Here is a 23,774-nt window from a genome sequence, read left to right on the forward strand (position 1 = left end):
GGCACGTCACACGTCAGGCGGGGCCGGCGACACTGACCCCCTGGCGTCGGCAGCCACAGCGAGTCGTTGATCGTAGGTCACCGGAGCCGTCAACGCCGACCCCGGCATCAATGCCGTAGCCAGATGGACGACATCCGACGGACGCAGAACCGGGCCGGGCAGCGGAAATGCCGTGTCGCACGCTCTCGCGGTTCCCGGACACCCATCGACTCGGCGACAGGAAGTGTCGCACTCGTCGTGCTACGTAGCACGGTAAGGAGTGCGGCCGCTCCAGGCGTGCCGCATCAGTCCTTCCCCGCGACGTAGTACAGGTTGAACGGATCAGTCTCGACCTCCCGGACGTCCACGCGGGAGAACCCGGCGTCGTCGAGCATCCCCACGGCCCGTTGACGGCCCCACACCGTGCCGAGCCCGTCCCCGCCGAGTGCTAGCGACACGGTCATGCAGTGCATCGTCGACACCGTGTACAGCCACGGCGCCCACGGGATGTCCTGGTTGTCCTCCAGGTAGCTGGACGCCTTGATATCAGCGGCCAGGAATGTGCCGCCCGGCCGCAGCGCCCGGTACACCGCGCCGAGCACGGTGGCGGGCCGTGCCTGATCGTGGATCGCGTCGAAGGCGGTGATCACGTCGAACGCGCCGGGCACATCCAGCGTCGTGACGTCACACAGCTCGAAACGCACGTTCGACAACCCACGCTCCTCCGCCTCCGTGCGGGCCGTGGCGATCGCCTCCTCCGAGAAGTCGTAGCCGACGAACCTGCTTTCCGGGTACTCCTCCGCCATGATGTTGAGAGCGCGGCCGCTGCCGCAGCCGATGTCGGCCACGTCGACGCCGCGCGCGAGCCGCTCCGGTAGTCCGTCCACCAGCGGGAGGATCGTGTCGATGAGCGAGGCGTCGAAGACCTTGCCGTTCTGCTCGGCCATGAGCGCGTGGAAGTCGTGGAACGCCGCGTAGCCGACCCCGCCACCCTCGCGGAACGCGTCGGTCACCTGCCCCTCGACCTGGGCGAGCAGCGGGATGAACCGCAGGATCGTGGCGAAGTTGTCCGGACCCGCGGCGCGAGTCAGGCACGCGGCGTGCTCCGCGGGAAGCCGGTAGGTGCCGGCGTCCGGGTCGTACTCCACGATCCCGCCCGTGGTCACACCCCCGAGCCATTCGCGTACGTAGCGCTCCTGCAGTCCGGCCCGCTCGGCGAGTTCTTCACTGCGCACGTCCCCCAGCTCCGCCAGGGTGTCGAACAACCCGAGCCGGTGGCCGATGCTGCCGAGCAACGCGACGCTGGCGCCGCTGAGCACCTCGACCATCTTTCCCATGAACTCATCGACCCGTGCCTGGTCGAGCTGCTGCGATGCGGTCATCGTGTCGTCATCTCCTTCACTCCTGGACATCGGCCGGGCGGGCCGGACGTGCCGATCACTGCCCTGCCCACCCTCGGCAGCCAGCATGCGCGACGTGGACCAGCGACGCATCGGGCGGATGACCCATTCGCACCGATCCGGTGGTGGGTACCGATGGGCACGGCCGGCCCTGACACCCGGTCCTACTCGGTGAGGTCCGCGCTGAGATCCCTCTCGAACGCGTATCGTGCGGCGGCGGTGCGTGATCCGACCCCGAGCTTGGTGAAGATGTTCGACAGGTGGCGTGCGACGGTCTTGCGGCTGATGAACAGCGCCTCTGCGATCTCCGGATTGCTGCGCCCCTCGGCCACGAGCCCGAGCACCTCCAGTTCCCGGTCGGACAGCCCGTACGAACCGGCACCGCCGCCACCCGCCTCGCCGAGCCCGGTCGCGGCGTCGATTCCGAGGCGGGCGAACAGGGTGGCCGCAGCCTGAGCCTCGCGTCCGGCCGCCTCGGCATCCCCCATCGCGCGGTACGCGCGGGACAGCGAAACACACGTGCGGGCGGCCTCGTACGGCGCGTCCAGCTCCCGCCACGCACGACACGCCTGCCGCAGGTACGGCAGGGCTCGCTCCGCCCTGCCCTCCGCCAGCTCGACGGTGCCGCGCGCGGCGGCTGCCATCGCGCCGGGCGCCTGGCCCGTCCCGCTCGCGCCCGCTTCCTCCAACGCCGCGCACGCCGCGCGGGCCGTTGCGGTATCCCCGGCGGCGACGGCGATCTCGACCCGAGCCGCGTGCAGCGTGGCCAGCGGGTACGGCTCGCCGCCCGCCGCAGCGATCGCCGTCCGGATCGCCGCGTGCGCGGCCTCGATCCGTCCCTGCCCGAGCCGTAGCAGCGCGAGACCCGGCTGCGGGTCGCGCCCGTGCGCATGCGCGGCGGAGAACGCCTGCTCCGCACCGTCCAGGTCGGCCCGCCTGCGGCGGACCTCCCCGATCGCGTACCAGGCCTCGGCGACGTTGGCCACGGAAATCCCCGCCAGTTCCTCGCACACGCGCGTAGCCTCTCGCTCGGCGCGCACCCAGTCCCCGGCGAGTGCTGCCAGCTGCGCCCGGTGCACCCGGCAAATACCCGCGAACAGCGCCGCCGCGGGAAGTGTCTCCAACCACCGCTCGGTCAGCTCCGTCCACCGTGCCATCCGCCGGAAATCACCCAGCTCGTGGCAGGCCGCGATGGTGTTGCAGTACAGGTTACCCGCCCAGGCGTCGTCGACCTCCCCGGCGAGCACCGCCGTCATTGCCTCGTCCAGCAGAGCGAGGCCACGGCCTGCCTCGCCCGACCTGATCAGTGCCCGGCCCTCGCCGTTGAGCCCGCAGGCCACCAGGGTCGTCTCGCCGTGTGCACGGCCCAGGTCCCGGACGCGGCGCGCCGCATCGACGGCCCCGTCGAGTTCGGCCGCGCCGAGCTGCGCCTCGACCTCCAAGATGTAGCGCAGGTAGCCATGCACCGGCCCCTCGGGCACGGTTTCGGCCAGCCGGGCGGCGCGGCCGAGCCAGCCCGAACCCACCGGCTCGTCCCCGCGCAGCAAGTGATCCACCCCGAGTTCCAGCGCGGCCATCGCGGCAGCGGCCTGATCCCCCTCGTCGAGGTAAGCGCGGTGTACCCGTTCGAGCAGGGCGGCGCAGTCGGACATCTCCCCCAGCCACCAGGCGCACTGGGACAGCGCGTACAGGTCGTCAGTGGACAGCGAGTGCTCGTCGGCCGCGGAGCGGAAGCACTCCGCGGCCGTGCGCCAGTCGCGGCGCCGGTAGGCGTCCCGGGCCGCCCCCAGCGTCTCGCCCAGCTCCGTGCCATCCACCCTCGACGCCCGGTATCGCGGCCGGTAGCGGGCTCAGCGCCGGTCGAGAGCGGTGAGGAAGGCGCGCCACGCGGGCACGGCGACTCGCAGGGCACCACCGGACGGTGCCTTGGAGTCGCGCACCAGCGCCTCGGCGTCCCGCCGCCAGCCGACCTCGACGCAACCCCCGTTCGCCGCGCTGTACGTACTCTTGCGCCAGCCGACCTCGACGCAGTTGCCGCCGTTGCCGCTGTAGCTGCTGGTCCGCCATGCCACGTCGCTGAAGCTATCCCGCTCGGCCGGGGTGATCATCGCTCTCTCCATCCGCGTAGAGTTCCGTCGCCACGGAGGCGATCAGCTCCCGCGATTGTCCCTCATCCAGCGCGGTGTCCTCCAGCGTGGCAAGGATGTTGCGGTACGCATCGATCTCGACGGGAAGCTCCAGGAACAGGCTGGACGTCTCACTCTCCAGGTAGACGATCGGCTTGAACTCCTTCACATCCAGCAACGTGAACGGACCCGACATCCCGGCGTGGGCGCCGACGTGCGCGGGTAGCACTCGCAATGCGATGTGCGGACGAATGGCGACGCGTAGCAAGTGATGAAGCTGGTCGGACATCACGATCGGACCGCCCACAGGTGTGCGCAGCACGAACTCATGCAAGAAGAAGGCGCAGGCTGGGGCCTGACGTCGGCTCAACAGGCTCTGCCGTGCCAACCGCGCCGCCACCCGATCATCAATCTCATCGACAGGCACCCGCCGATTGCCGTCGATGACGGCGCGCGCGTAGTCCCCGGTCTGCAACAAGCCCGGCACGACCACAGTCTGGAAGTCGCTGATCGACAACGCCATACTCTCGTGGTCGATCAGGGTCCGGACCTGTTTGGGGAGCACGGGACCGTGCTGCTGGAACCAGCCCTTCTTGTCCTGGTCGACGGTCAGCGCCATCAGCCGGTCCCGCTCGGCTCCCTTCACCCCGCACACCGCGAGGAAGGCCGAGACGTCGTAGCCCGTGCCGCCGCGCTTGCCGGACAGCAACCGGGATACCCTGCTCGGCGACCAGTCGAGCAGGCGGGCGATCTCGCTGGCGTGGTACCCGGCGTAGGTCATCGCCTGGCGCAGCCCCTCGCCCAGCTCCCGGCTCCGGATGGTGGGTGCTCGATCCTCCATGACCGGCACCGTAGCGAGACGACACGTTGTGTCCGGTGGACAAAACCGTCATTTCACTCAAGCGGACGAATGCGGTGTCCCACCGTCACAGGATGCACTGGCATCCATGGACAGCACAGCCCTCACCCGCGCCGACGCGTTCCACCTGCTGCGGCAGGACCTCTACGGGCACCTCGACGAGACCGAGTACCTGGCGATGAAGACCGCAGGGTGGACGGAAACCGACGCCGACATCGCCCGCGACGTCATCCCCGAGCTCGTCGAGACCATCCGGCAGGTGTTCCGCGTGCACACCGAGGCACAGCCCGGCACCTGCGACTGCGGCGAGCCGTGGCCGTGCCGCACCGTCTCGGCCGTGCACGCCCGCCTCAACGCCACGGGCAGCACCACACACGCCCTGTATGTCGCCGGTGAACAGGAGCGTGTACGGCTCGGACGTGCCCAGCCGCACACCGCCGTCATCGCTTCTGACCCGTGACCGCACACGCCGGTACCACACCCACGTCGGCGATGGAACTCCATCGCGCAGCCCCTCACAGCCGCAGGTGCATGATGTGCAGCCCCACGCGGCCGAGCGTGGGGTGTTCGAAGGCCTCGGGGACGGTGCCGACGATCTCGAATCCCAGCTCCTTCCACAGCCGCACGGCCGCGTGGTTCGACTCCACGACGGAGTTGAACTGCATCGCCGCGTATCCCTGCTCGCGAGCCCATTCCAGCGCGTACTCACCGAGGGTGCGGCCGAGTCCGCGATCGCGCGCTCCGGAGGAGACCATGAACGCCGCCGTGGCCACGTGTGAGCCCGGTCCGGCCTTGTTCGGCCCGATCTTCGCCGTGCCGAGCACCTCCTCGCCCTCGCAGGCGACGACGGTGGTGCCGGGCGGAGCCTCCACCCACACGTCCTGCGCCTGCTCCGACGACCACTCGGGGTCGTAGGCGTAGGTGTCCCCCGCGGAGACGATCTCCCGGAAGATCGGCCAGATCCTCGGCCAGTCCTCGACGGTGTACGGACGGATATGCACGTCCGCACTGTACGTCGAACCGGCCCCGGAAGGCATCCATATCTCAACCGAGGCGAACCGGCCGCACGCACGCGATGCTCTCGGTCACGGGGCGCGCGGATCCATGACATCGAACTGGTTCGGCAGGCCCGCGCGGTACAGCTGCTGATCAACTCGCTTGAACGGTTCGAACTCCGGAGGCCGGAACAGCGGTGTGACCCGGCATCGCGGCTCACCCGACCCTGCCGTGTCGAGCAGCGCGTTCACCGCCTGCCTCCCCCCTTTGTTGGCTCCTTCCATCGTGGTGACGTTGATGTCGTTGCGGACCCAGTCACCCGCCAGGAACAGGTTACGAATCCCGCTCGCCGAACCGGGCCGGTCGGCCCACGACCCGGGAAGCTGGGTGAACAGGGGTTCATCGTTACGGACCTCCGGCGTCCCCGGGTCGATGACGGCCGGATCGAGGAACCAGGAATGCAGCATGTCGTCGGTCAGCACCTCGGTGCCCGAGCCGTTGAGGTGTGCCTTGATCTCGGCCCACGTCTCGCGCGCGATCTCGTCCGGCCTGCAGTCCCGTGCGGCCTTGCCGTTGAACATCCCGGGAGAGGTCCAGTCGGACAGGATCGCCGACAGGCAGTCCTTGACGGTGCCGTCGCCGTACGTGGAGAAGTCGCGCTTCCAGAACTGTGCCTGGCTGATCGAGGTGACCGCCCAGCCCGAGTCGACGTAGTTGACGTGTCCCGGGGTGATCGGCACTTCCTCGGTGAGGTAGAACATCAACCCGTTCATCCAGTCGGTACCGAGTTCGCGGACCGTGTCGAGCTCGGGCGCCGCGTCGAGAACCTCGGGTGTCAGCAGGGCCGTGAACCGTTCCACGGGGATAGCGGAGACGAACCAGTCCGCGCGCACCTGCTCGGTCCTGCCGGAGGTGTGGCTCACGGTAGCTGCACGCACCGCACCGTCGTCGACCAGCAGTTTCTCGACCGCCCACCCGACCTCGAAGCGCACCCCGAGGTCACGCAGATGCTCGACCCACGGGTCGAGCCAGCGCTCGCTCGTCGCACCGTCCAGCACCCGGTCGACCGACCCGCCTTCCTCGTTGCCCCGCCCCATGGCGCTCCAGGCGGTGGCTTCGCCGACGAGCCCGATCGAGTGGGTGCTGGCCTCGTCAGCCTTCATGGCGGCCAAGTTGCGAATCATGCCGTCCGCGAAGAAGGCACGGTACTCGTCGGACATACGATCCGCCCGCACGAAATCACTCCACGGCAGGGCGTCCCACTGCCCAAGGCGCCGCTCATCCGAGCTGGTTACGTAGACAACCGCCTTCTGCGCGAAGAACGCGGCCTCGTGTGGCGGCAGGCGAAACGACGTCTCGGCAACCGAGCGCACCGTCTCCGCGAACGACTCCGGCGTGTACGGGGAAGGCCGCGGGGGAAACGGCTCCGGGAACGGCACAGTCAGGTTGGCCCGGCCGGCACGCGCGCCGAGGTAGCTCGTCGCCCGGGTGAGGTTCTGCCAACACCCCTGCGCGTTGCCCGGGAACGGAACGCGCCGCATCGTGTCCCCGAGGTCGTGGTAGAAGCCGGGGAAGAAACGGAACCCGTGCTCCCCGGGAAGCGCGGGGCCTCCGGCCGGGGAGTCGGGCACCGGGATGCTGCGGGCCTTCCCGCCGAGCGCCTTGCGCTCGTACACGGTCACGGAATAGCCGCGCTCGACCAGCTCGTGCGCGGCGGTCAGCCCGGCCACCCCGGCACCGAGCACCGCGACGTCGCGCCCCTGCCTCTCTGTCGCCGCCCAGCCCTGCCCCGGGCCCGCACTCAGCGTCGCCGCCGTGGCGGCGCCCACGGTTGTCGCCGTGCGGAGAAACCGTCGGCGCGAGTGTGGCGCCCTTCCCGCGCTGGCTTCCGTCATGATCGTCCTCCCGTACTGCCGTCACCGGAACCCAGCGCGACGGGTTCACTACTCGCCGAGGGCGGTGACCTCCGGTACGACGTCTCGAATGATCGTCAGTAACGTGCGTTCGAGCAGGGTGTGTACCTGCTTGCGGGTCAGCCGGCCGTGCCGCAGCCACTCCCGCGTCGTGGCCTCGGCCATCCCGCTGAAGCCACGCAGCACGGCGTGGATCTCGGGATGTGCGCGGACCACCGGGCCCAACCCGGTGACCTCGACGGCGCGGTTCACCGCCCGGTCGCGGGCCTGGTCGATGATCGCTTCCAGCTCCTCGTCGCCACCGCATCCGGCGATGCCGATCGCGTCCAGCCAGATGCTCCGGTTGCGGCTCAGAAGCTCGAGCCACCCGTCCAGGCTCTGCGCGACCCGGTCCTCCACGCTCGCGCCCGGCACGTACTCCGGAACCGGCACCGGCGGTACGTCCATCATGCGGCGCACGACCTCGCGATACAGCTCGCGCCTGGAGCCGAAGTAGTGGTTGAGCAGCGCCCTGCTGACACCCGCCGCCCTCGCGACGTCCGCATTGGACACCCCGTCGAGCCCCCGCTCGCCGAACAAGCGTCGCGCGCACGCCAGGATCTGGTCACGGCGTTCATCCGAACCCAGCCGCGCACCTTCCGGTGTCCCGGGCCGGTCGGTCTCGGCCATGCCGCCTCCACCGCGCTGGGCTGTCGAGCCGCCAAATACTGTTGAACAAAGTACAATTCTAACCGTCGGAGCGTCAACAGATATACGAACCGTCCCGAAGGGGTACCTCGATCGGGATGCCGGTCAGCCGGTTCACCCGCCCAGCGACACCGGTGGCAGGAACTCGCCGATGAGCTCGCGGTGCCACCACGCGCCGGTCTCGCGCCGCTCGCCCGGAGTGGTGAATCGGTAGCGGTACAGCCGCGCCCGCACGTGCGTCGGCGGCTGCTCGGGGAACGGGTTGTGCCGCAGCAGCTTCAGCGTGTCGCGGTCGCCCTCCAGCAGCTTGGCCACCAGCGGGCGGAACCACGGCCCCGCCATGCTCGGCGACAGCGCCGCGAACCACATCAGCCAGTCCAGGCGCAGGTGGTACGGCGCCACCTGCGGGGGACGCCGCGTGACGTCACCGGGCTTGCCCTTGAACTCGTACTCGAACCATTCGGTGTCCGCGCCCGGCGCTGCGTCGCCGGTGCCCTCGAGGACGATCTCGTCGCGCCGCCGCGTGATGCTGCCGAACGCGCCGTAGGTGTTGACCAGGCGCAGCGGGTCGAAGCTGCGGTTCATCACCTGCCGCCGCGAGACCATGTTCGTCACCGGCCCGTAGCTGAGCACGACCACGACCGCGGCGACGAGCAGCACCACCACCCGGAACCACAACGGTGCCTGCTCCAGCTCCGCCGGTGGGGTGACCGGCAGCAGCGCCGTCCATAACCCGTCACTGATCGCCGAGGATGCGATCACGATGGTCAGCACGTTCAGCCACGAGAAGTTCCCGCTGGCCACCAGCCACAGCTGGGTCACGATCATGACGATCGCGGCGATGCCCGCCACCGGCTGCGGCAGGAACAGCAGCACGGGAAGCACTAGCTGCGTGACGTGGTTCGCGGCGACCTCCACCCGGTGCAGCGGCTTGGGCAGGTGGTGGGAGTACCAGCTCAACGGGTTGGGCATGGGCTGGGTCTCGTGGTGGTAGTACAGGCAGGTCAGGTCCCGCCAGCACGGGTCACCGCGGATCTTGATGAGGCCTGCGCCGAACTCCACCCGGAACAGCAACCAGCGCAACGCGAGCAGGATCAGCAACGGCGGTTCCATCATCGCCGGCCCGAGGAAGATCGCCAGGAAGCCGACCTCGCACAGCAGCGTCTCCCAGCCGAAGCCGTACCAGACCTGGCCGACGTTGACGATCGACAGGTACAGCGCCCACAGCAGTGCCCACACCACCATGTGCGCCCACAGCGGCAGGCCGTCACCCAGTCCGAGCAGCAGCGCGGCGGACACGGCCGCGCCGGTCCAGGCCACCACCGCGAAGAAGCGATCCGAGTAGTGCAGGTGGAACAGGCTCGGCGAGGACCGGAACGACACGCGCTCGAGGTACCTCGGGACTGGGGTCAGCCCCCGCGAGCCGATGAGCGCCCGGAACTGCAGGGCCGCGCCGAGGAACGCGACAAGGTAGATCAGCGCGAGCCCGCGCTGGAAGACGACGCTGCTCACCCAGTAGCTCTCGGCACCGAACCAGTCCACGCGCCACCCCCTTCGTCGACGCTCACGTTCCACCGTGGACGGTAACCCGCCACGTGTGGTAGCGCCCGGGCCCAGTGTCACGCGCCGGGCCTCCACACGCACTGCGGGCGCGACACCCGGGGCGCGGTGTCGGACGCGGGCCAGGGCTACCCCGCGGGCTGATTCGCTACACCCGGTCGAGCACCACCACAGGGATCTCCCGGTCCGTGCTTGCCTGGTACTTGTCGTAGTCGGGCCAGACCCCGGCCATCCTCGGCCACAGCTCGGCACGCTCCTCGGCATCGGCCGTTCTCGCCTCGGCCGCGAACGTCTCCGCCCCGACCTGGACCTCGACCCGCGGGTTCTCGCGCAGGTTGAGGTACCAGTCCGGATGGGTGTCCGCACCACCCTTGGAGGCCACCACCACGTAGCTGTCCCCGTACTCCTGGTAGATCAGCGCCGACTTCCTGGTCGCGCCGCTCTTGCGGCCGGTCGTGGTCAGGATCAGTACCGGAGTGTCCTTCAACCAGATGTGCCCGACCTCGCCGTCGGTCTCCTCGTAGCGCCGGACGTGCTCGTCGCCGAACAGCATGCATACCCCTTCCGGACGGGAACGGTGTTCGAGGTTGAGACTACCGATCCATCGGCGGTTGCGCCGTGCACGCGCCGGCCGGCCGCGTTCGCGCGCGGCGGCCCGAAATGGACCGGCCCCTCGGGACAGTCGGGCGCACGCGCCGCACTCGCACCGAACCGCGAGAGACGCCGCAGGCCCGGTCGTTCGCCCCCAGCGAGTCCGGGTGGGCTACCTTCGACGGCGACCACACGACTCCACGAGCAGGGACGGTGCGATGACGGGGACACCCGTGCTGGCGGTGACCGCAAGTGCTGCGGGCGGCCTGGGGGAACTCCGGACCGGGCTCGTCGAGCCCGCACTCGCCGCAGGCTGGCGGGTGACGGTCACGCTCACCCCCACCGCGGCGACATGGCTGGACGATCTCGGCGAGATCCCCCTGCTGGAACACGCGACCGGACTGCCCGTCCGCAGCAGGCCGCGCCTACCCCGTGACCCACGCCCGCATCCCGACCCCGACTGCTGTGTCGTGGCGCCTGCCAGCGCGAACACGGTCGCGAAGGCCGCGCTGGGCATCGCCGACAACCAGGCCCTCACGCAGCTGTGCGAAGCGCTCGGCATGCCGTCGGTCCCGGTCGTGCTGTTTCCCCGGATCAACGCCGCACACGCCCGGCACCCCGCATGGCGCGGCCATCACGACACCCTGCACGAGGCAGGCGTGTGGCTGGTCGAGGGTGCCGACGTCCGGCCGCTGCACGAGCCCGGACAGGCCCCTGCCGGCCAGCAGCTCCCGTGGCAGCACATGCTGGACACCGCCGCGCGCGCGGTGCGTGCCCGCTGAGCCCGGCCGAGGGCGGGCGCGCGAACACAGCTCCGCTCGCGGCGGGCGGGCTACGTCACGGCACTACGCGCCATCGACCCATGTGGACGGCACAAGCACGTGCAGCGCGTTGCGGGCCACCGAGAACTCCTGCGGCGTCGTCGCGACGACCTCGCCGTCGACGTTGATGCGCAGGGACGGATCCGTCTCGACCCGCACGCGGGCCGTGCGGTAGTGCTCGGCGTGGTGGTTGTCCGGGTACCCGTTCTTGAGATTGCGCGCCACGGTCGCGAGCTCACGAAGCGGGCCGTGCTCGAGCACCGACACATCCAGCGTGTTGTCGTCGATCCCGGCGTCGTGCGCGGGAAGCTGGCCACCGCCGTAGTAGCGCCCGTTCGCGACGGACACCTGCAGCAACCGGGGGAACTCCTGGGGTGGGTGGTCGCCGTCCGGGAACGTCAGCCGCGCGGAGAACGGGCGGTGCTCGGCGATTGCACGAACCGTCGCCACCGGGTAGGCCAGCGTCCCGAGACGCCTCTTCAACACCGGGGACATCGCGTGCGCCACCTTCTCGCCGATCCCCGCGGACGCCCGGTTGACGTAGTAGTTGTTCCCGCACAATCCCAGGTCGATGTCGACGACCGTGCCCGCGGCGATGATCCGGCACGCCTCGGACACGTCCGTCGGGATGTGGAGCGTGCGCGCGAAGTCGTTCGCCGTGCCGAGCGGCAGCAGCCCGAGCGGCACCTCGCGGTGAGCGAGCACGTCGACCACGGAGCTGACACTTCCGTCGCCGCCACCCAGGACGACGAGATCGCTACCGTCGTCCACCGCCGCGTTGACGGTCTCGACCAGCCTGGCCGGGTCCTCCAGCGGGTACGTCGACTCCAGTGGGACGCCCAGCTGGGTCAGCTTGTCTCGCGCGGTGACGAACGCGCTGGCGCCGGTGCGTGAACGGGTGTTCACGATGAGCGCTGCACGGGTAGGCGTACGTGACACGACCCCGGCTCCTCTCGCGTGTCCGGACACGAAGTCCACCGAGGAGCGTAGTCGGTCCGCGAGTATGAACCCGGTGAGTTCCCGGGGACAATCACCCCCGGTCACTCAACGCGGAAAAATCTCGCGAACGACCCGGAATGCGCATACCCACACACGGCGCCTGTACCGGGAGTGGCCGGGCCGCGCATCACTCGGCCGGATAGGACTCCGGTCCGATCAGCATCACCGGGCACGCGGAGCTGTGGATCAGCGCGTGGCTCGTCGAGCCGAGCAGCAGGCCCGCGAACCCACCGCGGCCACGGGTCGCGACCACTACGAGCTGTGCCCGCTCGCTCAGCTCGGACAGCACACGCTTCGGGTTGTCCCGTTTGACCACGCGCTCCACCTCGACGTCCGGATAGCGTTCCGTCCAGCCCGCCAGCATCTGCTCGAGCGAGCGCTCCTCTGCTTCCCTGATCGGTTCCCAATCCACGAAGTCCCGGGTCGACTTGAGCATGCGCTCCGCGTCCGCGTCACTCCACACGTGCACGGCCGTCAACGGGGACCCGTGCAGGGACGCCTCCTGGAAGCCGTACGCGAGTGCGGGCCCCGAACGCGAGCTGCCGTCCACCCCGACGACCACCGGCAGGCCCTGCGTCCTGCCTGCGGAGGTGTCCCCACGCACCACCACAACGGGGCACTCGGCGTGCCCGGCGAGCTTCAGCGTGATCGAGCCGAGAGCCGTCCCGATCGCGCCCCCGCCGGAGGATCCGACGACGAGCATGTGCGCCAAACGGGAAGCGTCACGCAGCACGACCGCGGGCGCGTCGGACTCCAGGTGCGTGGCGACCTCGATATCGGCCGCCCGCTTGACCGCCTGCTCGGCCGCCCGCAGCTGTGCCGTCCCTTCCTCACGCAGCGCCTCGCGCACGTCGGCCGTCGGCGGGATCACGCCGGTGTAGAGCTCGGCGAGGTTGATGCTGTAGACCAGATGCACCGACAGCTCGCGGTGCGCGGCTTCCCGCGCCGCCCACCGCGCTGCTTGCAAGGCAGCTTCGGAGCCGTCGATCCCGACGACGAGTGAGCCCGTCTCGTGCGCCACCGTGTCCATCGAATCCTCCCAGTAGTGACGTTCCCCACCAAAGGTACAGGCATGTCCACCCATGGCACAGGAGCCGAGCGTGCCACATCGTCGCGCGCGCTGTGGCAGTGTTGCTGGTATGCGGGGCATCAACATCGCGGAGAAGCTGGCGCAGTTCGACGAGCACTGGTCACCCAAGACGGTGACGACCGTCAACGACTACGACGTCCGGCTGGTCAAGGTGAAAGGTGAGTTCGTCCGCCACCAGCACGCCGACACCGACGAGCTGTTCCTGGTCATCGACGGGGAGCTGACCATCCGTTTCGACGCCGGCGAGGTGACCCTCGGGCCCGGCGAGCTGTACGTGGTGCCGCGCGGCGTGTACCACCAACCGGTCAGCGCGGGTGAGACATCGGTATTGCTGTTCGAACCGAGCAGCACCGTCAACACCGGCGACTCGGGCGGCGAGCTGACCGCCGAGCGCGCGCGGATCTGACCACCGCGGCCGGACCCGGCCGCACCCGGCCGCACCCCTCGTGTTCCGCGGACCGGCACGCGAGAAGTCGACCGTGCTCAGCCACGGGCCGTAGGGTGGCGGTGATGTGTCCCAGCGATGCGACGTCCACCCAGGGTGGCGACCGGCTCCAGGTGGCGGTGGTCGGCGCGGGCCCGTCCGGCCTGTACGCGGTGCGCGCCCTGCTGGAGTCGACGGTCGAGGTCGGCGTCGACGTGTTCGACCGGCTGCCTGCCCCGTACGGCCTGGTGCGCTACGGGGTCGCGCCCGACAACCAGAAGATGAAGTCGGTCATCCGGGTGCTGCACGGCTCGTTCGACGAGGACAACGACGTCCGCTTCCTGGGCAACGTCACCTTCGGTGAGGACATCACGCGGGACGACCTGCGCGCGCACTACGACGCCGTCATCTACGCCACCGGCACCCAGGGTGACCGCAAGCTCGGCGTCGCCGGTGAGGAGCTGCCGGGAAGCTCGGGAGCCAGGGAGTTCGTCAGCTGGTACTGCGGCCACCCGGACGCCGCGAGCCGCGACTTCCCGCTGCGCTGCCGGCACGCGGCCGTGGTCGGTGCCGGCAACGTCGCCCTCGACGTCACGCGGATGCTCGCCAAGAGCTCCGAGGAGATCGCCGGCACGGACGTCCCCGACCGCGTGCTCGATACGTTCCGGGACAACCGCATCACCGACATACACCTGCTGTCCCGCCGCGGCCCCGCGCAAGCCAAGTTCACCCCCGTCGAGCTGCGCGAGATGGGCGAGCTGGTCAACGCCGACATCGTCATCGATCCCGGCGAGCTCGTGCTGACCGAGGACGACGAGCAGCGTGTGGCCGCCGATCGCCAGCTCCGCAAGAACGTCGCGCTGCTGCGCGAGTGGGCCGAGCGGCCGCTGGAGGGCAAGCCCCGTCGGGTGCACATGAGGTTCCTGCACAGCCCCGTACGGATCCTCGGCGAGAACGAGGTCGCCGGTGTGGTCGTCGAACGCAACGAACTGCTCGACGACGGCAAGGTTCGCGGCACGGGCGAGTACGAGACGCTCGACGTGGGCCTGGTGTTCGCCGCGGTCGGCTACCAGGCACTCCCGCTACCGGACGTGCCGTTCGACCACGACACCGCCACGGTCCCGCACGACGCCGGGCGGGTCCTCGACAGCAGCGGCACGCAGGAGCCCGGCGAGTACGTCACCGGCTGGGCGAAACGCGGCCCGAGCGGCGTCATCGGGACGAACAAGAACGATGCGGCCGAGACCGTCAACAGCCTGCTGACCGACCTCGCGGACCGGGCGAGCACCCGCCGACACGACCGCACCGGCATCACCCGGCTGCTCGAGCAACGCGGTGTCGACTACGTCGACTGGGCAGGTTGGCTGCGCGTGGACACCCACGAGACCCGGCTCGGCGAGGCCCAGAACCGCCCCCGCGTGAAGGTTCCCGACCAGCCGTCACTGCTGGAGCTCGCGCGCCGTTACCCGCAGTAGCGGCACGACCCGTCCCGGCCGGACGACGTCACCGTGGGCGCTCGGTCGACGGCGGTGGGCAGGTACCGCGTTCCTCGCCGGTGTCGCACAGCCGCTCGCGGCTGTCCCATTCGAGGCCGTGCCGCGCGTCGTCACCGAGCTGGCGCCGTACGAGGACGCCGGTGTCGTACCCGGTGTCGGCCTGGATCCAGTGCCGGTACTCCTGCCGGTTCACGGCGATGTGATGGCTGTAGAACGGCAACGCGACAGGGGTGGGTCCCCAGTCCGGGTCCGCCCACGCGGAGTAGCCCTGTGCCCGCGCCGGATCGACGTACCAGCAGTCCCACTCCGCCGGTGACGAAGCCCAGCGGCACGTGCGGTGCCGCATGCCTCCGTGCCTGGTCACGTCGGAGTCGCGGGCGATGCCGTGCAGCGTGTCGCTGTCCGCGTCGTAGTGCTCGCGGTACCAGTCCCCGCACGGATCGGCGGCGTCCCTGCAGCCCACCCAGGGTTGCCACGCGGCGCGGCGGCGGTCGGTCTCGCTGCCACCCGCTGCGCAGTAGCGCGCGCTCATCACCCGCGCGGCCTCGTTCGCGGCCTGCCAGCTGTTGATCCGGGCCGAGATCGGCAGGTGCGCCCCGGACCCGGCGGAGTCGAACTGCCACATCCCCACACCGGCATGCCAGAAGACGTCCGGGGACTCGTCCGGGTCTGTGAACGAGTGCAACCCTCGCTGGACGTCCCAGCGGCCGAGCGTCATCGGGGACGGGGCGATGTCTCTCGGCGCCCCGGTCTCCTGCCAGACCACCGCCAGCATCATCGCCGCGAGCTCGTCGCGCGACAGGCCGCAGTCACGGTGCGTCTCGGCGTGCTCGAGCACGTCGTCGAGCGGCTCGTCACCGAAGACGTGTTCCGCCGCGGCCGGCGGGCCTGCCGCGAGCGCACCCATCGCCAGCACCAGCGCGAGTATCGCGCGGCAGGCACCACGAACCGTCGAGCACGTCATGAGCCCACCACCCACAGCATCGGCATCCTCCCGCTCAGGTCCTCGCCGGGATCGGCGGGTTCGGCGTGCAGGAAGTCGCCGAGTGCCTGCGGCATCCCCGGCTCCAGCTCGGGCAGCCGTTCACCCGAGCCGGGTCGGACAACCGGGGTCTCGGCGACGTGCAGCACACGGCCATCGGGGCCCAGCCACGCGATCACCACCGCCGGTCGTTCGATGGAGCTGTCCGCGTGGTTTCGTACCGACCCGAACAGCAGGTACGGGCGCTCGCCGACGTCCTCGTCGCCGAGCAGGTTGCCGACAGCGACATCGCGTGACCCGCCGTGCGAACGCAGCCAGTGCAGCAGTAGCTCGGCCTCGCGTGGGGAGTCCGTGGATACCTCTGCCGGCTCCACCGCCCAGCGCACCTCGGACACCTCGTCAGCGGGCACGTCCGCATCCACCACAAACGGCGCCGGCTCGCCAGGGCGAACCGGATCCACCGGCACCGCAGCCGAGGCCATCGAGAGCGTCACGCCGTGCTCGTCGACCAGCTGGGCGTGGACCGTCACCTGCCCGACGTCCTCGGAGGTCTCGTTGCGCACCAGACCCCTGGCCACCCACTCCCCCTTCCCGGAGGTGCGCACGGTGGAGTCGAGCACGACGGCGTCGTCGCTGGTGACATCGGTCGTGTAGTGCGGGCCCCGGAAGCCGGCGAGGTTGCGGTCCGTCACCCGCGCCACGGCCTCCGTCTCACCGGGCGGCGGCTCGGCGCCGCAGTCGGCCTCGCCGCCGTCGTCCGGCGGCACGCGCAGGCAGTCCCGCTCGTCGTACAGCTCCGGGGAACGCTCGTGCAGCGAGGGCAGCTCGGGCAGGTCGACGTGCTCGGCTCCCACGCCGGTCGCACCGTCCGTTCCGGCGGGCCAGCTCGGCGAGGACGCCGGGATCACCGCGAGCAACACGACGGCAACAACGGCCCAGCCGGCGCGGCTCCTTCCCGACAGGCCGTTTCCGGGCATCGACGCCCACTCCTCCGGTGTGCTCGACCGGCTCACACGCTGCGCGGCACGGATGGCAAAACAATTCAGTCTACTGCCGGGAAGAGAGCGGCATCAATCGTCGTGCCTGCTGTACGTGTGCGGCGCCGGACGGCCGGGCCCGGCGTGCCCTGCTATTCCGCGGTCTCGGCAGCAGTGGGGCTCGCCAGCGACCAGGTGTGGCCGAAGGGGTCGGTGAGCTGACCGTAACGATCACCCCAGAACTGGTCCTCGAGCGGCATCGCCACCGTTGCGCCCGCGTCGACCGCCCGCTGCCACGTGGCGTCCACATCGGGGAGATCCAGGTGGATGGTCACGGGTGACCCGCCGAGCGCCCGCGGGGAGCTACCGTTGCCGTCCCCGTACTCGGGGAAGTCGTCCATCAGCATGACCAGGCCGCCGTTGATGGTGACGGCGGCGTGCATCAGCTTGCCCGACCCGTCCTCTGCCGGTACCCGCATGGCCTCCACGGCGCCGAACGCCGCCTTGTAGAACTCGATCGCCTGCGCGGCACCGTCCACGACCAGGTGCGGTGTCACCGCTGGCATAGGTACGTCTTGATCCGCCATCGTTACTCCTCGATAGGTGAGTTATCGGGCCGGTTCTCGAACAGTCTCACGCCGTACCGACAAGCCGGCTACTGTTTCGACCCGCTGCCGGACCGGAACTCATCGGGACGAGGCGGAAGCCGGCTCGATCTCGTTGCTGTGTCGTCGCGTGGCGTGGCGATCCGCGGACGGTGCGAGTGGTTAGGCTCGGGCCGATCGTGCGGCCGGGCGCCGTACCGGCCACGACACCCCGACTACCGTCAGCCGAGGAAGGCAACGCCGGTGATCGATCTGGTCGTGCTGGCCGGTCTCATCGTCGGCTACGCGCTGGTCTCCGGTCGCGTGCAACGCACGTCGTTGACCGCGCCGATGGTCTTCGTGACCGCCGGGCTCGCGCTCGGTCCCGCGGGGCTGGACGTCATCGGTGGCCCGGTGACCGAGTCCACCGTCCGGGTGCTGGCCGAGGTCACGCTGGTGCTCGTGCTGTTCACCGATGCGGCACGTATCGAGCTGCCCGTGTTGCGGCGGGAGTACCACTTCCCGTTGCGGCTGCTGGCGATCGGCATACCCGCCGCCGTCGCGCTCGGCGCGGGTACGGCGCTGCTCGTCTTCGACGACTTCGGGGTGTGGGAGGCCGCGCTGCTGGCCGCTGTGCTGGTGCCGACCGATGCCGCCCTCGGCGCTTCGGCGGTCTTCGACGAGCGGTTGCCGGTGCGGATCCGGCAGACAGTGAACGTGGAGAGCGGGCTCAACGACGGCATCGCCCTGCCCGTCGTGCTGCTGTTCGCGGCGGCCGCTGGGACGGCCGGGTCCGGTGCGGGCTCAGCCGCGTCGTGGGTGGAGTTCGCCGCCGAGCAGATCGGCCTCGGTGTGCTGGTGGGGCTGACGACGGGCTTGCTCGGTGGCCGGCTCCTCGCACGGGTCGACAGGGCGGGCTGGATCAACGCGACCTACCGGCGCCTGGCGGCACTGGCCGTCGCGGGCCTCGCCTACGGCGGCGCCGAGCTGGTCACCGGAAACGGGTTCATCGCGAGCTTCGTCGCCGGGCTGAGCTTCGGATCCGTCGCACGCAGCCAGTGCCCGCAGGTCCACGAGTTCGCCGAGCGGGAGGGCGAGCTGCTGGCCATCGCGACGTTCACGATGTTCGGCGCGATCATCGCCGGTCCCCGGCTGGCGGACATGGACTGGCGGGTCGTCGTCTACGCCGTGCTCAGCCTGCTCGTGGTGCGGGTGGTCGCGGCCTGCGTCGCGATGACCGGCACCAGGGTGACGTGGATGACCATGCTGTTCTTCGGCTGGTTCGGGCCGCGCGGGCTGGCTTCGATCCTGTTCGGGTTGCTCGTGGTCGAGCATGCCGGGATCGCGGTCTCCGACGAGATCATGGTCGTCACCAGTGCCACCGTGCTGCTGAGCGTGTACGCACACGGGATCAGCGCGGCGCCGCTGGCGCGGGCGTTCGGGCGGCGAGCCAACCAGTACCCGGCGACGGCACCCGAACATTCCCCCGTCACGGAGCACCACGTGCGCAACCGCCCCACGTGACGGCGCGTTCGCGGCCGCGCGCCACGAGTCCGATGCGACCGACCGGTATGTCGTTTCCTGGTTCCGAGCCTCCGCAGCTGTGGTAGCGATCGCTTCACAGCGTGCGCGCGAGCCGCATGCCACCGAAGATCCACCGCGCGGACGGCGGAAAGAAGTTCCGGTAGCTGGCTCGGATGTGGCCGGACGGCGTGACGCAGCTGCCACCGCGTAGCACGTGCTGATTGACCATGAACTTGCCGTTGTATTCACCGATCGCACCAGCGGGCGGCTGGTAGCCGGGATACGGCAGGTAGGCGCTGCCCGTCCACTCCCACACGTCGCCGAACATCTGCCGCGGCCCCTGCCCCTGGCTGGACGGCCGGGGGTGTAGCACGGAGGGATCCAGAAGGTTGCCGCCCACCGGCTGCCGGGCACCGAAGGCTTCCCACTCGAACTCGGTGGGTAACCGCGCGCCGGCCCAGCGGGCAAAAGCATCAGCCTCGTAGTAACTGATATGACAGACCGGCTCGGCCGGATCGACCACGCGAGGACCGGACAATGTAAACACTTCCCACTCGCCGCCAGATCGCGACCAGTACAGCGGTGCATACCAACCCTCGGACTGCACGGTAGCCCAGCCGTCGGACAACCACAGCTCGGGTCGCTGGTAACCGCCGCTGTCGATGAACTCCAGCCACTCGCCGTTGGTGACCGGGCAGTCAGCCAACGCGAACGGATGCAGCCACGCCTGGTGGCGCGGTTGTTCGTTGTCGTAGGCGAATCCGCCGCCGCTGTGCCCGACATCCACGAAGCCGCCCCCGTGCTCGATCCATCCCTGACGCGTCGCCGAGGTCGCTTCCGGCGTGTCCAGCGCCGCGTAAACCGGTGCCAGCGGGTTGCACGAGAGCACATGCTTGATGTCCATGAGCAGCAGCTCCTGGTGCTGCTGCTCATGATTCAGCCCCAGCTCGATCAACCGCAACGCTTCGGCGTCCGGTTCCCGTTCGAGCAAGCGGCGCATCGCCGCGTCCACGTGCGCGCGGTACTCGGATATCTCGCTCAGGCCGGGGCGCGAGATGAGCCCACGCTCCGAGCGCGGGTACTGGGCGCCGACGGTGTTGTAGTAAGAGTTGAACAGGTACGAGTATCGCGGGTGGAACTCCCGGTATCCCGTGTCCGTCGCCGACAGCAGGAACGTCTCGAAGAACCACGAGGTGTGCGCGCGGTGCCATTTGGTGGGGCTGACCTCGGGCGCGGACTGGACCGTCTGGTCCTCCGGCGAGAGCGGGTCGGCCAACCGCTCGGTGAGCCCACGCACCTCCTCGTACTTCTCGGCCAGTTCGGTGATGGCCGGAATCGTCTGTGCCCCCAACATCGTCATGGAACGCTCCTCCCTGCGTTTGCCGAAGGCGGGCCGTATACCCGCCCTACCGACGATCATGGCACGCATCGGGAGTCCCGGGCATGGCGTACGTGGAGCCGAGTGGTTGAACCATCGATGACGAGCGAGTCGTCTGGCAGGCACGCGAAGCGGCCTTGTACGCCCGGGTCACTGCTGATCAGGCACGTGTCCGGCGCTGCGCGATTGAGCGGCTGCGGCGTGACGGGCTCCCCAACCGCCTCCCACGTCGAGACCATATGATCCGCTCGTCAAGCGGACGGTTGATCGCGGTCACGGCGACGCCGCTGAGCCACTCCGACGGGGGCCAGAGCACCTGGCCGACAAGGATGAACCCGATATTCGACGCCGTCAGCTCGGCAATCGTGACGTCGGATTCAGTAGCAGCAAGGGCGGAGGGGACGAGGAAGGTAACGGGCTCTCGTGCGAGCCACGTGCACCAGGCATCGGACAGCAGCGGGCAGGCAGGGGCGATCGCGACCCGATCATGACCGGCCCCGAACCTCAAAAAGCCGCCCTGACCTGCATCAAGGCGGCCTCTGTGCGGGGTGGCCAGGGACGGATTCGAACCGTCGACCTTCCGCTTTTCAGGCGGACGCTCGTACCAACTGAGCTACCTGGCCAAGGATCCCTCGCACGGTGACACGCACCGTGCACCGAGGAGTACGTTGGCGACCCTGACGGGACTCGAACCCGCGACCTCCGCCGTGACAGGGCGGCGCGCTAACCAACTGCGCCACAGGGCCATGTAGTTTTCCGTGCTCCCAACGGGATTCGAACCCGCGTCGCCGCCTTGAAAGGGCGGAGTCCTAGGCCGCTGGACGATGGGAGCCCGGCTAGTCCGGCTAACCGGCCAACCGTGTTCCCAGAGTTCCGCCGGTCCGTCCCTGGGAGCCGCGAATAGCATACGACACCCCCGCACAGCGCACCACAGCGGGTGCCACTAAGCGCGACGTGACGCCGTGACCTGCATCGGACCGTGTCACCGTTGCACGGGAGGGACACCGTCCTCGTCCGGCCGCAACCCGAGCATGTCCAACAGCAGCGCGCAGTCCTCGGCGTCGTGCGCGCTACCGGCGACGGCTCGCCGCGCCCGCTTGAGCTGATCGTCGGAGATCCGAAGCGAATCAGCACCGGACGAACGCTGCGAAGGAACGCCCATGCCGGAGCCCGTCGATCGCGTCTCGTCCTGACGCATGAGGAACTGGCGGACTTCAAGAGAACCACTCATGGTTCCTCCTCCACTCAACACGGCGCTCCTGACGACTAGCCGCGAGGCTAATACTGTGACGTCGCACTCACAGTCCCCCGCAGGGTGAACTCTCAAGAACGCTCTGTTGTTCCTGCACCGGTCGCCGGGAAGCCCTTACACCCGTTCTGCCTTGCGCACAAGGCAGAACGGAGGAACTCTCGGTGACCGCCTGGTGCAGATTTTCCCATCGATCGCTCGCCGTGAACCCGTATTTCGTGTAACAATCGGGGTGCTGACACACCCCCGGTCAGCGCCTGTGGAGATCCCCTCCGGCCCCCGCGTTCCTCCCCCTGGCGCGGGGGCTTCTTACTGGTTTGCCCGCGCGGCGCGGGGCTAAACATCATGGTTACCCTTCGCCGGCAAACGTCCCGGCTGCCGGCGCGGCACGGCCTTCGACACTGGCAGCGCGCGGCTATCCTGTCCCGGTGCCATTCCCTTCACTCGGCCGATCCCGCGGCCGCAACAAGAACCCGACGGACAGCGACGACCGGAGTCAGGCAGCGCCGACGACCGACGACGAGCGAGTGACCGACCACGAACTGGAGGGTTACATCGCGGCACTGGCCGGGGACCCGGCCGGCCACGACGATGCGACACCGTTCCGTGACGCCGAGGAACCGGCCACCGATCCCGGGCTGCACATGCGTGACGCACCGCCGATGCAGCTGCGGCTGGCCCCGGCGGCCACCGCACAACTGGCCGCTATCGCAGGCGAGCGCGGAGTGTCAGCGGAGACCCTTGTCCGCGGATGGGTACTGGATCGGTTGTCCTGGGAGTCGTACGGAGCCACCGGCACGCCACAGCGGTAGTCCGGCGAAAACCCCCTGAAACAGGTTCAGCCCCCGGAGGAATGATCCACCGGGGGCTGAGCAGTCTGGGTCGACGCGCCGCGTCAGAGAGCGCGAACCTTCTGGGCCTGCGGGCCCTTCTGGCTCTGGCCTACCTCGAACTCCACACGCTGATTCTCCTCGAGGGTCCGGAACCCCCGACCCTCGATCTCCGAGTAGTGCACAAAGACGTCACCCTCGGCGTCGTCCTGCGCGATGAAGCCGAAACCCTTCTCGGCGTTGAACCACTTCACAGTGCCTTGCGCCACCGCTTTACTCCTCGTTACACATCCGTTTCAAGTGCCGCGAACGGCACCCGGGCCGTCCCGGACGGTTCCAACGAGTCGAGCACGTGCACGCTCAGCACACAATCGGCCCGCGTCAGAAGTTCCGCGAGCGTGCGAACACGAACACGCAAAACGACGGCCCGACACCAGCCTACCCCGAACCCTCGTCCCCGGAACCCCGCACCACGATATCGGTCGCGCTACAGCGAATGTGATATACATCACACTCATTTGTAGTATGTCACTTCTCTTGCCGCAGTGCTGTGCGTCCTGCTAAACGCCAGCCGTGCGGTTGGCCACCTCGGCTACGTATACGCCGTCCGCGTCGTTAGCGTGGAGCGCGTGCATAACGTTCAGCAGTGGCCCCCCGTCAAGGCCGAACCTCCCCAGGTGCACCCGAAGGCACCCGAGCCAGGCGCGGAGCTCACCTCGCACTACAGCGAGTGCTTCGGCTGCGGTGAGGACCAGCCGGGCGGGCTACACATATCATCGACCATCGGCGCCGAGCACGTCGTACATTCGTCGTTCACCGTATCGGCCGAGCACCAGGGCGCGCCCGGCCTCGCCCACGGCGGCCTACTGTCCTGTGCTTTCGACGAGGCCCTGGGGACCGTCGTCGGGCAGCTGCTCCGCAAGCCCGCGGTGACCGGCAAGCTGGAGACCGACTTCCGCATGCCGGTGCCCGTCGGCTCCACGCTGCACATCACAGCCGAACTGGACGGAACGGCCGGCCGGAAGGTCTACGCGAGCGCGCGCGGCCACCTAGACGCTCCGGACGGCCCGGTGGCTGTGGAGGCCCGCGCACTGTTCGTCGTGGTCGACCTGGACCACTTCACCGAGCACGGCGACCGCGACGCGCTGAAGAAGTTCCGGGACAGCGCCCGCGAGCCGGCGCGCTCCGACCGCTGGGACATCAACCCCTGACCGGTCCTGCGGTCAGCACGCCGTAGCGGCTCGCCGAGTCGCGGGTTCGGGAGCCCAAGGTGACATCGGTTCCATAGAAGGAGCCCGATGTCACATTC

General features: G+C 69.4%; 24 protein-coding genes and 3 tRNA genes. 7 read left to right on the forward strand and 20 right to left on the reverse strand.

Features of this window, described 5'->3' with window-relative positions; translation table 11 throughout:
* Nucleotides 1-284: 284 nt before the first annotated feature.
* The 4 genes from CHB84_RS05600 to CHB84_RS05615 all read right to left on the reverse strand — a co-directional run bounded on the left by CHB84_RS05600 (nt 285) and on the right by CHB84_RS05615 (nt 4,346).
* Nucleotides 285-1,361: a class I SAM-dependent methyltransferase gene (locus CHB84_RS05600; RefSeq protein ID WP_089300426.1), complete on the reverse strand. Its 1,077-nt coding sequence runs from the start codon at nt 1,359-1,361 to the stop codon at nt 285-287.
* A 182-nt stretch (nt 1,362-1,543) separates the two neighbouring features.
* Nucleotides 1,544-3,196: a helix-turn-helix domain-containing protein gene (locus tag CHB84_RS05605; RefSeq protein ID WP_089300427.1), complete on the reverse strand. Its 1,653-nt coding sequence runs from the start codon at nt 3,194-3,196 to the stop codon at nt 1,544-1,546.
* A gap of 33 nt (nt 3,197-3,229) precedes the next feature.
* Nucleotides 3,230-3,487, reverse strand: coding sequence for a DUF397 domain-containing protein (locus tag CHB84_RS05610; RefSeq protein WP_089300428.1), 258 nt, complete (start codon nt 3,485-3,487; stop codon nt 3,230-3,232).
* Nucleotides 3,462-4,346: a helix-turn-helix domain-containing protein gene (locus CHB84_RS05615; protein ID WP_089300429.1), complete on the reverse strand. Its 885-nt coding sequence runs from the start codon at nt 4,344-4,346 to the stop codon at nt 3,462-3,464. The genes CHB84_RS05610 and CHB84_RS05615 overlap by 26 nt, the downstream gene beginning before the upstream one ends.
* A 106-nt stretch (nt 4,347-4,452) precedes the next feature.
* On the opposite strand from CHB84_RS05615, the gene CHB84_RS05620 reads away from it, so the two are divergent.
* A complete protein-coding gene (locus tag CHB84_RS05620; protein WP_089300430.1) occupies nt 4,453-4,824 on the forward strand; it encodes a hypothetical protein in 372 nt (123 codons plus the stop codon).
* Between the two features lie 55 nt (nt 4,825-4,879).
* On the opposite strand, the gene CHB84_RS05625 is transcribed toward CHB84_RS05620, so the two are convergent.
* From CHB84_RS05625 to CHB84_RS05645, 5 genes are all read right to left on the reverse strand, one after another.
* Nucleotides 4,880-5,365: a GNAT family N-acetyltransferase gene (locus tag CHB84_RS05625; RefSeq protein WP_245818578.1), complete on the reverse strand. Its 486-nt coding sequence runs from the start codon at nt 5,363-5,365 to the stop codon at nt 4,880-4,882.
* Nucleotides 5,366-5,449: 84 nt separating this feature from the next.
* The gene (locus CHB84_RS05630; protein WP_089300432.1) at nt 5,450-7,255 is read right to left on the reverse strand and encodes a hydroxysqualene dehydroxylase; all 1,806 of its coding nucleotides are present in this window, start codon (nt 7,253-7,255) and stop codon (nt 5,450-5,452) included.
* Nucleotides 7,256-7,303: 48 nt separating this feature from the next.
* Entirely contained in the window at nt 7,304-7,942 is a 639-nt protein-coding gene (locus CHB84_RS05635) for a TetR/AcrR family transcriptional regulator (RefSeq protein WP_089300433.1), read from the reverse strand.
* Nucleotides 7,943-8,074: 132 nt separating this feature from the next.
* Nucleotides 8,075-9,502, reverse strand: a complete 1,428-nt coding sequence (locus CHB84_RS05640; RefSeq protein ID WP_089300434.1) for a lipase maturation factor family protein — start codon at nt 9,500-9,502, stop codon at nt 8,075-8,077.
* A 166-nt stretch (nt 9,503-9,668) separates the two neighbouring features.
* Nucleotides 9,669-10,073, reverse strand: coding sequence for a nitroreductase family deazaflavin-dependent oxidoreductase (locus CHB84_RS05645; RefSeq protein WP_089300435.1), 405 nt, complete (start codon nt 10,071-10,073; stop codon nt 9,669-9,671).
* Nucleotides 10,074-10,329: 256 nt separating this feature from the next.
* Between CHB84_RS05645 and CHB84_RS05650 the strand changes: the two genes are divergently transcribed.
* The gene (locus tag CHB84_RS05650) at nt 10,330-10,893 is read left to right on the forward strand and encodes a flavoprotein (protein ID WP_089300436.1); all 564 of its coding nucleotides are present in this window, start codon (nt 10,330-10,332) and stop codon (nt 10,891-10,893) included.
* Between the two features lie 63 nt (nt 10,894-10,956).
* Here the strand turns inward: CHB84_RS05650 and CHB84_RS05655 are convergent, their stop codons facing one another.
* Entirely contained in the window at nt 10,957-11,871 is a 915-nt protein-coding gene (locus tag CHB84_RS05655; protein WP_089300437.1) for a lipid kinase, read from the reverse strand.
* Nucleotides 11,872-12,058: 187 nt separating this feature from the next.
* On the reverse strand, nt 12,059-12,961 hold the full coding sequence (locus CHB84_RS05660) for a universal stress protein (protein WP_089300438.1): 903 nt from the start codon (nt 12,959-12,961) through the stop codon (nt 12,059-12,061).
* A 109-nt stretch (nt 12,962-13,070) separates the two neighbouring features.
* Here CHB84_RS05660 and CHB84_RS05665 point away from each other — a divergent pair, with 109 nt between their 5' ends.
* Nucleotides 13,071-13,427 (forward strand): cupin domain-containing protein, encoded by a 357-nt coding sequence (locus tag CHB84_RS05665; protein ID WP_089300439.1) that lies wholly within the window; start codon nt 13,071-13,073, stop codon nt 13,425-13,427.
* Between the two features lie 104 nt (nt 13,428-13,531).
* Nucleotides 13,532-14,920, forward strand: coding sequence for an FAD-dependent oxidoreductase (locus tag CHB84_RS05670; protein WP_089300440.1), 1,389 nt, complete (start codon nt 13,532-13,534; stop codon nt 14,918-14,920).
* Between the two features lie 28 nt (nt 14,921-14,948).
* Here CHB84_RS05670 and CHB84_RS05675 read toward each other — a convergent pair whose 3' ends face one another.
* The 3 genes from CHB84_RS05675 to CHB84_RS05685 form a co-directional block, all read right to left on the reverse strand.
* Nucleotides 14,949-15,905, reverse strand: coding sequence for a hypothetical protein (locus CHB84_RS05675; RefSeq protein WP_141134584.1), 957 nt, complete (start codon nt 15,903-15,905; stop codon nt 14,949-14,951).
* A complete protein-coding gene (locus CHB84_RS05680; RefSeq protein ID WP_089300442.1) occupies nt 15,902-16,900 on the reverse strand; it encodes an FxLYD domain-containing protein in 999 nt (332 codons plus the stop codon). The genes CHB84_RS05675 and CHB84_RS05680 overlap by 4 nt, the downstream gene beginning before the upstream one ends.
* 152 nt (nt 16,901-17,052) lie before the next feature.
* Nucleotides 17,053-17,487, reverse strand: a complete 435-nt coding sequence (locus tag CHB84_RS05685) for a VOC family protein (protein ID WP_089300443.1) — start codon at nt 17,485-17,487, stop codon at nt 17,053-17,055.
* A gap of 261 nt (nt 17,488-17,748) precedes the next feature.
* Between CHB84_RS05685 and CHB84_RS05690 the strand changes: the two genes are divergently transcribed.
* The gene (locus CHB84_RS05690; protein WP_089300444.1) at nt 17,749-19,008 is read left to right on the forward strand and encodes a cation:proton antiporter; all 1,260 of its coding nucleotides are present in this window, start codon (nt 17,749-17,751) and stop codon (nt 19,006-19,008) included.
* Nucleotides 19,009-19,102: 94 nt separating this feature from the next.
* Here CHB84_RS05690 and egtB read toward each other — a convergent pair whose 3' ends face one another.
* The 5 genes from egtB to CHB84_RS05715 form a co-directional block, all read right to left on the reverse strand.
* Nucleotides 19,103-20,368: an ergothioneine biosynthesis protein EgtB gene (gene egtB / locus CHB84_RS05695; RefSeq protein WP_089300587.1), complete on the reverse strand. Its 1,266-nt coding sequence runs from the start codon at nt 20,366-20,368 to the stop codon at nt 19,103-19,105.
* A 567-nt stretch (nt 20,369-20,935) separates the two neighbouring features.
* Nucleotides 20,936-21,009, reverse strand: a tRNA-Phe gene (locus CHB84_RS05700).
* Nucleotides 21,010-21,055: 46 nt separating this feature from the next.
* Nucleotides 21,056-21,132, reverse strand: a tRNA-Asp gene (locus tag CHB84_RS05705).
* 13 nt (nt 21,133-21,145) lie between these two features.
* A tRNA-Glu gene (locus CHB84_RS05710) sits at nt 21,146-21,218 on the reverse strand.
* A gap of 150 nt (nt 21,219-21,368) precedes the next feature.
* Nucleotides 21,369-21,617 carry a hypothetical protein gene (locus tag CHB84_RS05715; protein WP_089300445.1) on the reverse strand — a complete coding sequence of 83 codons (249 nt, stop codon included), beginning with the start codon at nt 21,615-21,617 and terminating at the stop codon, nt 21,369-21,371.
* Between the two features lie 446 nt (nt 21,618-22,063).
* On the opposite strand from CHB84_RS05715, the gene CHB84_RS05720 reads away from it, so the two are divergent.
* Nucleotides 22,064-22,447 (forward strand): hypothetical protein, encoded by a 384-nt coding sequence (locus CHB84_RS05720; RefSeq protein ID WP_141134585.1) that lies wholly within the window; start codon nt 22,064-22,066, stop codon nt 22,445-22,447.
* An 83-nt stretch (nt 22,448-22,530) separates the two neighbouring features.
* On the opposite strand, the gene CHB84_RS05725 is transcribed toward CHB84_RS05720, so the two are convergent.
* Nucleotides 22,531-22,734 (reverse strand): cold-shock protein, encoded by a 204-nt coding sequence (locus CHB84_RS05725; RefSeq protein WP_089300447.1) that lies wholly within the window; start codon nt 22,732-22,734, stop codon nt 22,531-22,533.
* A 360-nt stretch (nt 22,735-23,094) separates the two neighbouring features.
* On the opposite strand from CHB84_RS05725, the gene CHB84_RS05730 reads away from it, so the two are divergent.
* Nucleotides 23,095-23,676, forward strand: a complete 582-nt coding sequence (locus CHB84_RS05730; protein WP_089300448.1) for a PaaI family thioesterase — start codon at nt 23,095-23,097, stop codon at nt 23,674-23,676.
* The last annotated feature ends 98 nt before the right edge of the window (nt 23,677-23,774 follow it).

The organism is Haloechinothrix alba, assembly GCF_900188115.1.
Lineage (GTDB): Bacteria > Actinomycetota > Actinomycetes > Mycobacteriales > Pseudonocardiaceae > Haloechinothrix > Haloechinothrix alba.

Excerpts from the sequence above, each read along its gene's own strand:
- CHB84_RS05600 (WP_089300426.1), bottom strand. The coding sequence starts at position 1,361 with ATGACCGCATCGCAGCAGCTCGACCAGGCACGGGTCGATGAGTTCATG.
- CHB84_RS05610 (WP_089300428.1), bottom strand. The coding sequence starts at position 3,487 with ATGATCACCCCGGCCGAGCGGGATAGCTTCAGCGACGTGGCATGGCGG.
- CHB84_RS05615 (WP_089300429.1), bottom strand. The coding sequence starts at position 4,346 with ATGGAGGATCGAGCACCCACCATCCGGAGCCGGGAGCTGGGCGAGGGG.
- CHB84_RS05620 (WP_089300430.1), top strand. The coding sequence starts at position 4,453 with ATGGACAGCACAGCCCTCACCCGCGCCGACGCGTTCCACCTGCTGCGG.
- CHB84_RS05630 (WP_089300432.1), bottom strand. The coding sequence starts at position 7,255 with ATGACGGAAGCCAGCGCGGGAAGGGCGCCACACTCGCGCCGACGGTTT.
- CHB84_RS05635 (WP_089300433.1), bottom strand. The coding sequence starts at position 7,942 with ATGGCCGAGACCGACCGGCCCGGGACACCGGAAGGTGCGCGGCTGGGT.
- CHB84_RS05645 (WP_089300435.1), bottom strand. The coding sequence starts at position 10,073 with ATGCTGTTCGGCGACGAGCACGTCCGGCGCTACGAGGAGACCGACGGC.
- CHB84_RS05650 (WP_089300436.1), top strand. The coding sequence starts at position 10,330 with ATGACGGGGACACCCGTGCTGGCGGTGACCGCAAGTGCTGCGGGCGGC.
- CHB84_RS05660 (WP_089300438.1), bottom strand. The coding sequence starts at position 12,961 with ATGGACACGGTGGCGCACGAGACGGGCTCACTCGTCGTCGGGATCGAC.
- CHB84_RS05665 (WP_089300439.1), top strand. The coding sequence starts at position 13,071 with ATGCGGGGCATCAACATCGCGGAGAAGCTGGCGCAGTTCGACGAGCAC.
- CHB84_RS05670 (WP_089300440.1), top strand. The coding sequence starts at position 13,532 with ATGTGTCCCAGCGATGCGACGTCCACCCAGGGTGGCGACCGGCTCCAG.
- CHB84_RS05675 (WP_141134584.1), bottom strand. The coding sequence starts at position 15,905 with ATGACGTGCTCGACGGTTCGTGGTGCCTGCCGCGCGATACTCGCGCTG.
- CHB84_RS05680 (WP_089300442.1), bottom strand. The coding sequence starts at position 16,900 with ATGCCCGGAAACGGCCTGTCGGGAAGGAGCCGCGCCGGCTGGGCCGTT.
- CHB84_RS05685 (WP_089300443.1), bottom strand. The coding sequence starts at position 17,487 with ATGGCGGATCAAGACGTACCTATGCCAGCGGTGACACCGCACCTGGTC.
- egtB (WP_089300587.1), bottom strand. The coding sequence starts at position 20,368 with ATGACGATGTTGGGGGCACAGACGATTCCGGCCATCACCGAACTGGCC.
- CHB84_RS05715 (WP_089300445.1), bottom strand. The coding sequence starts at position 21,617 with ATGAGTGGTTCTCTTGAAGTCCGCCAGTTCCTCATGCGTCAGGACGAG.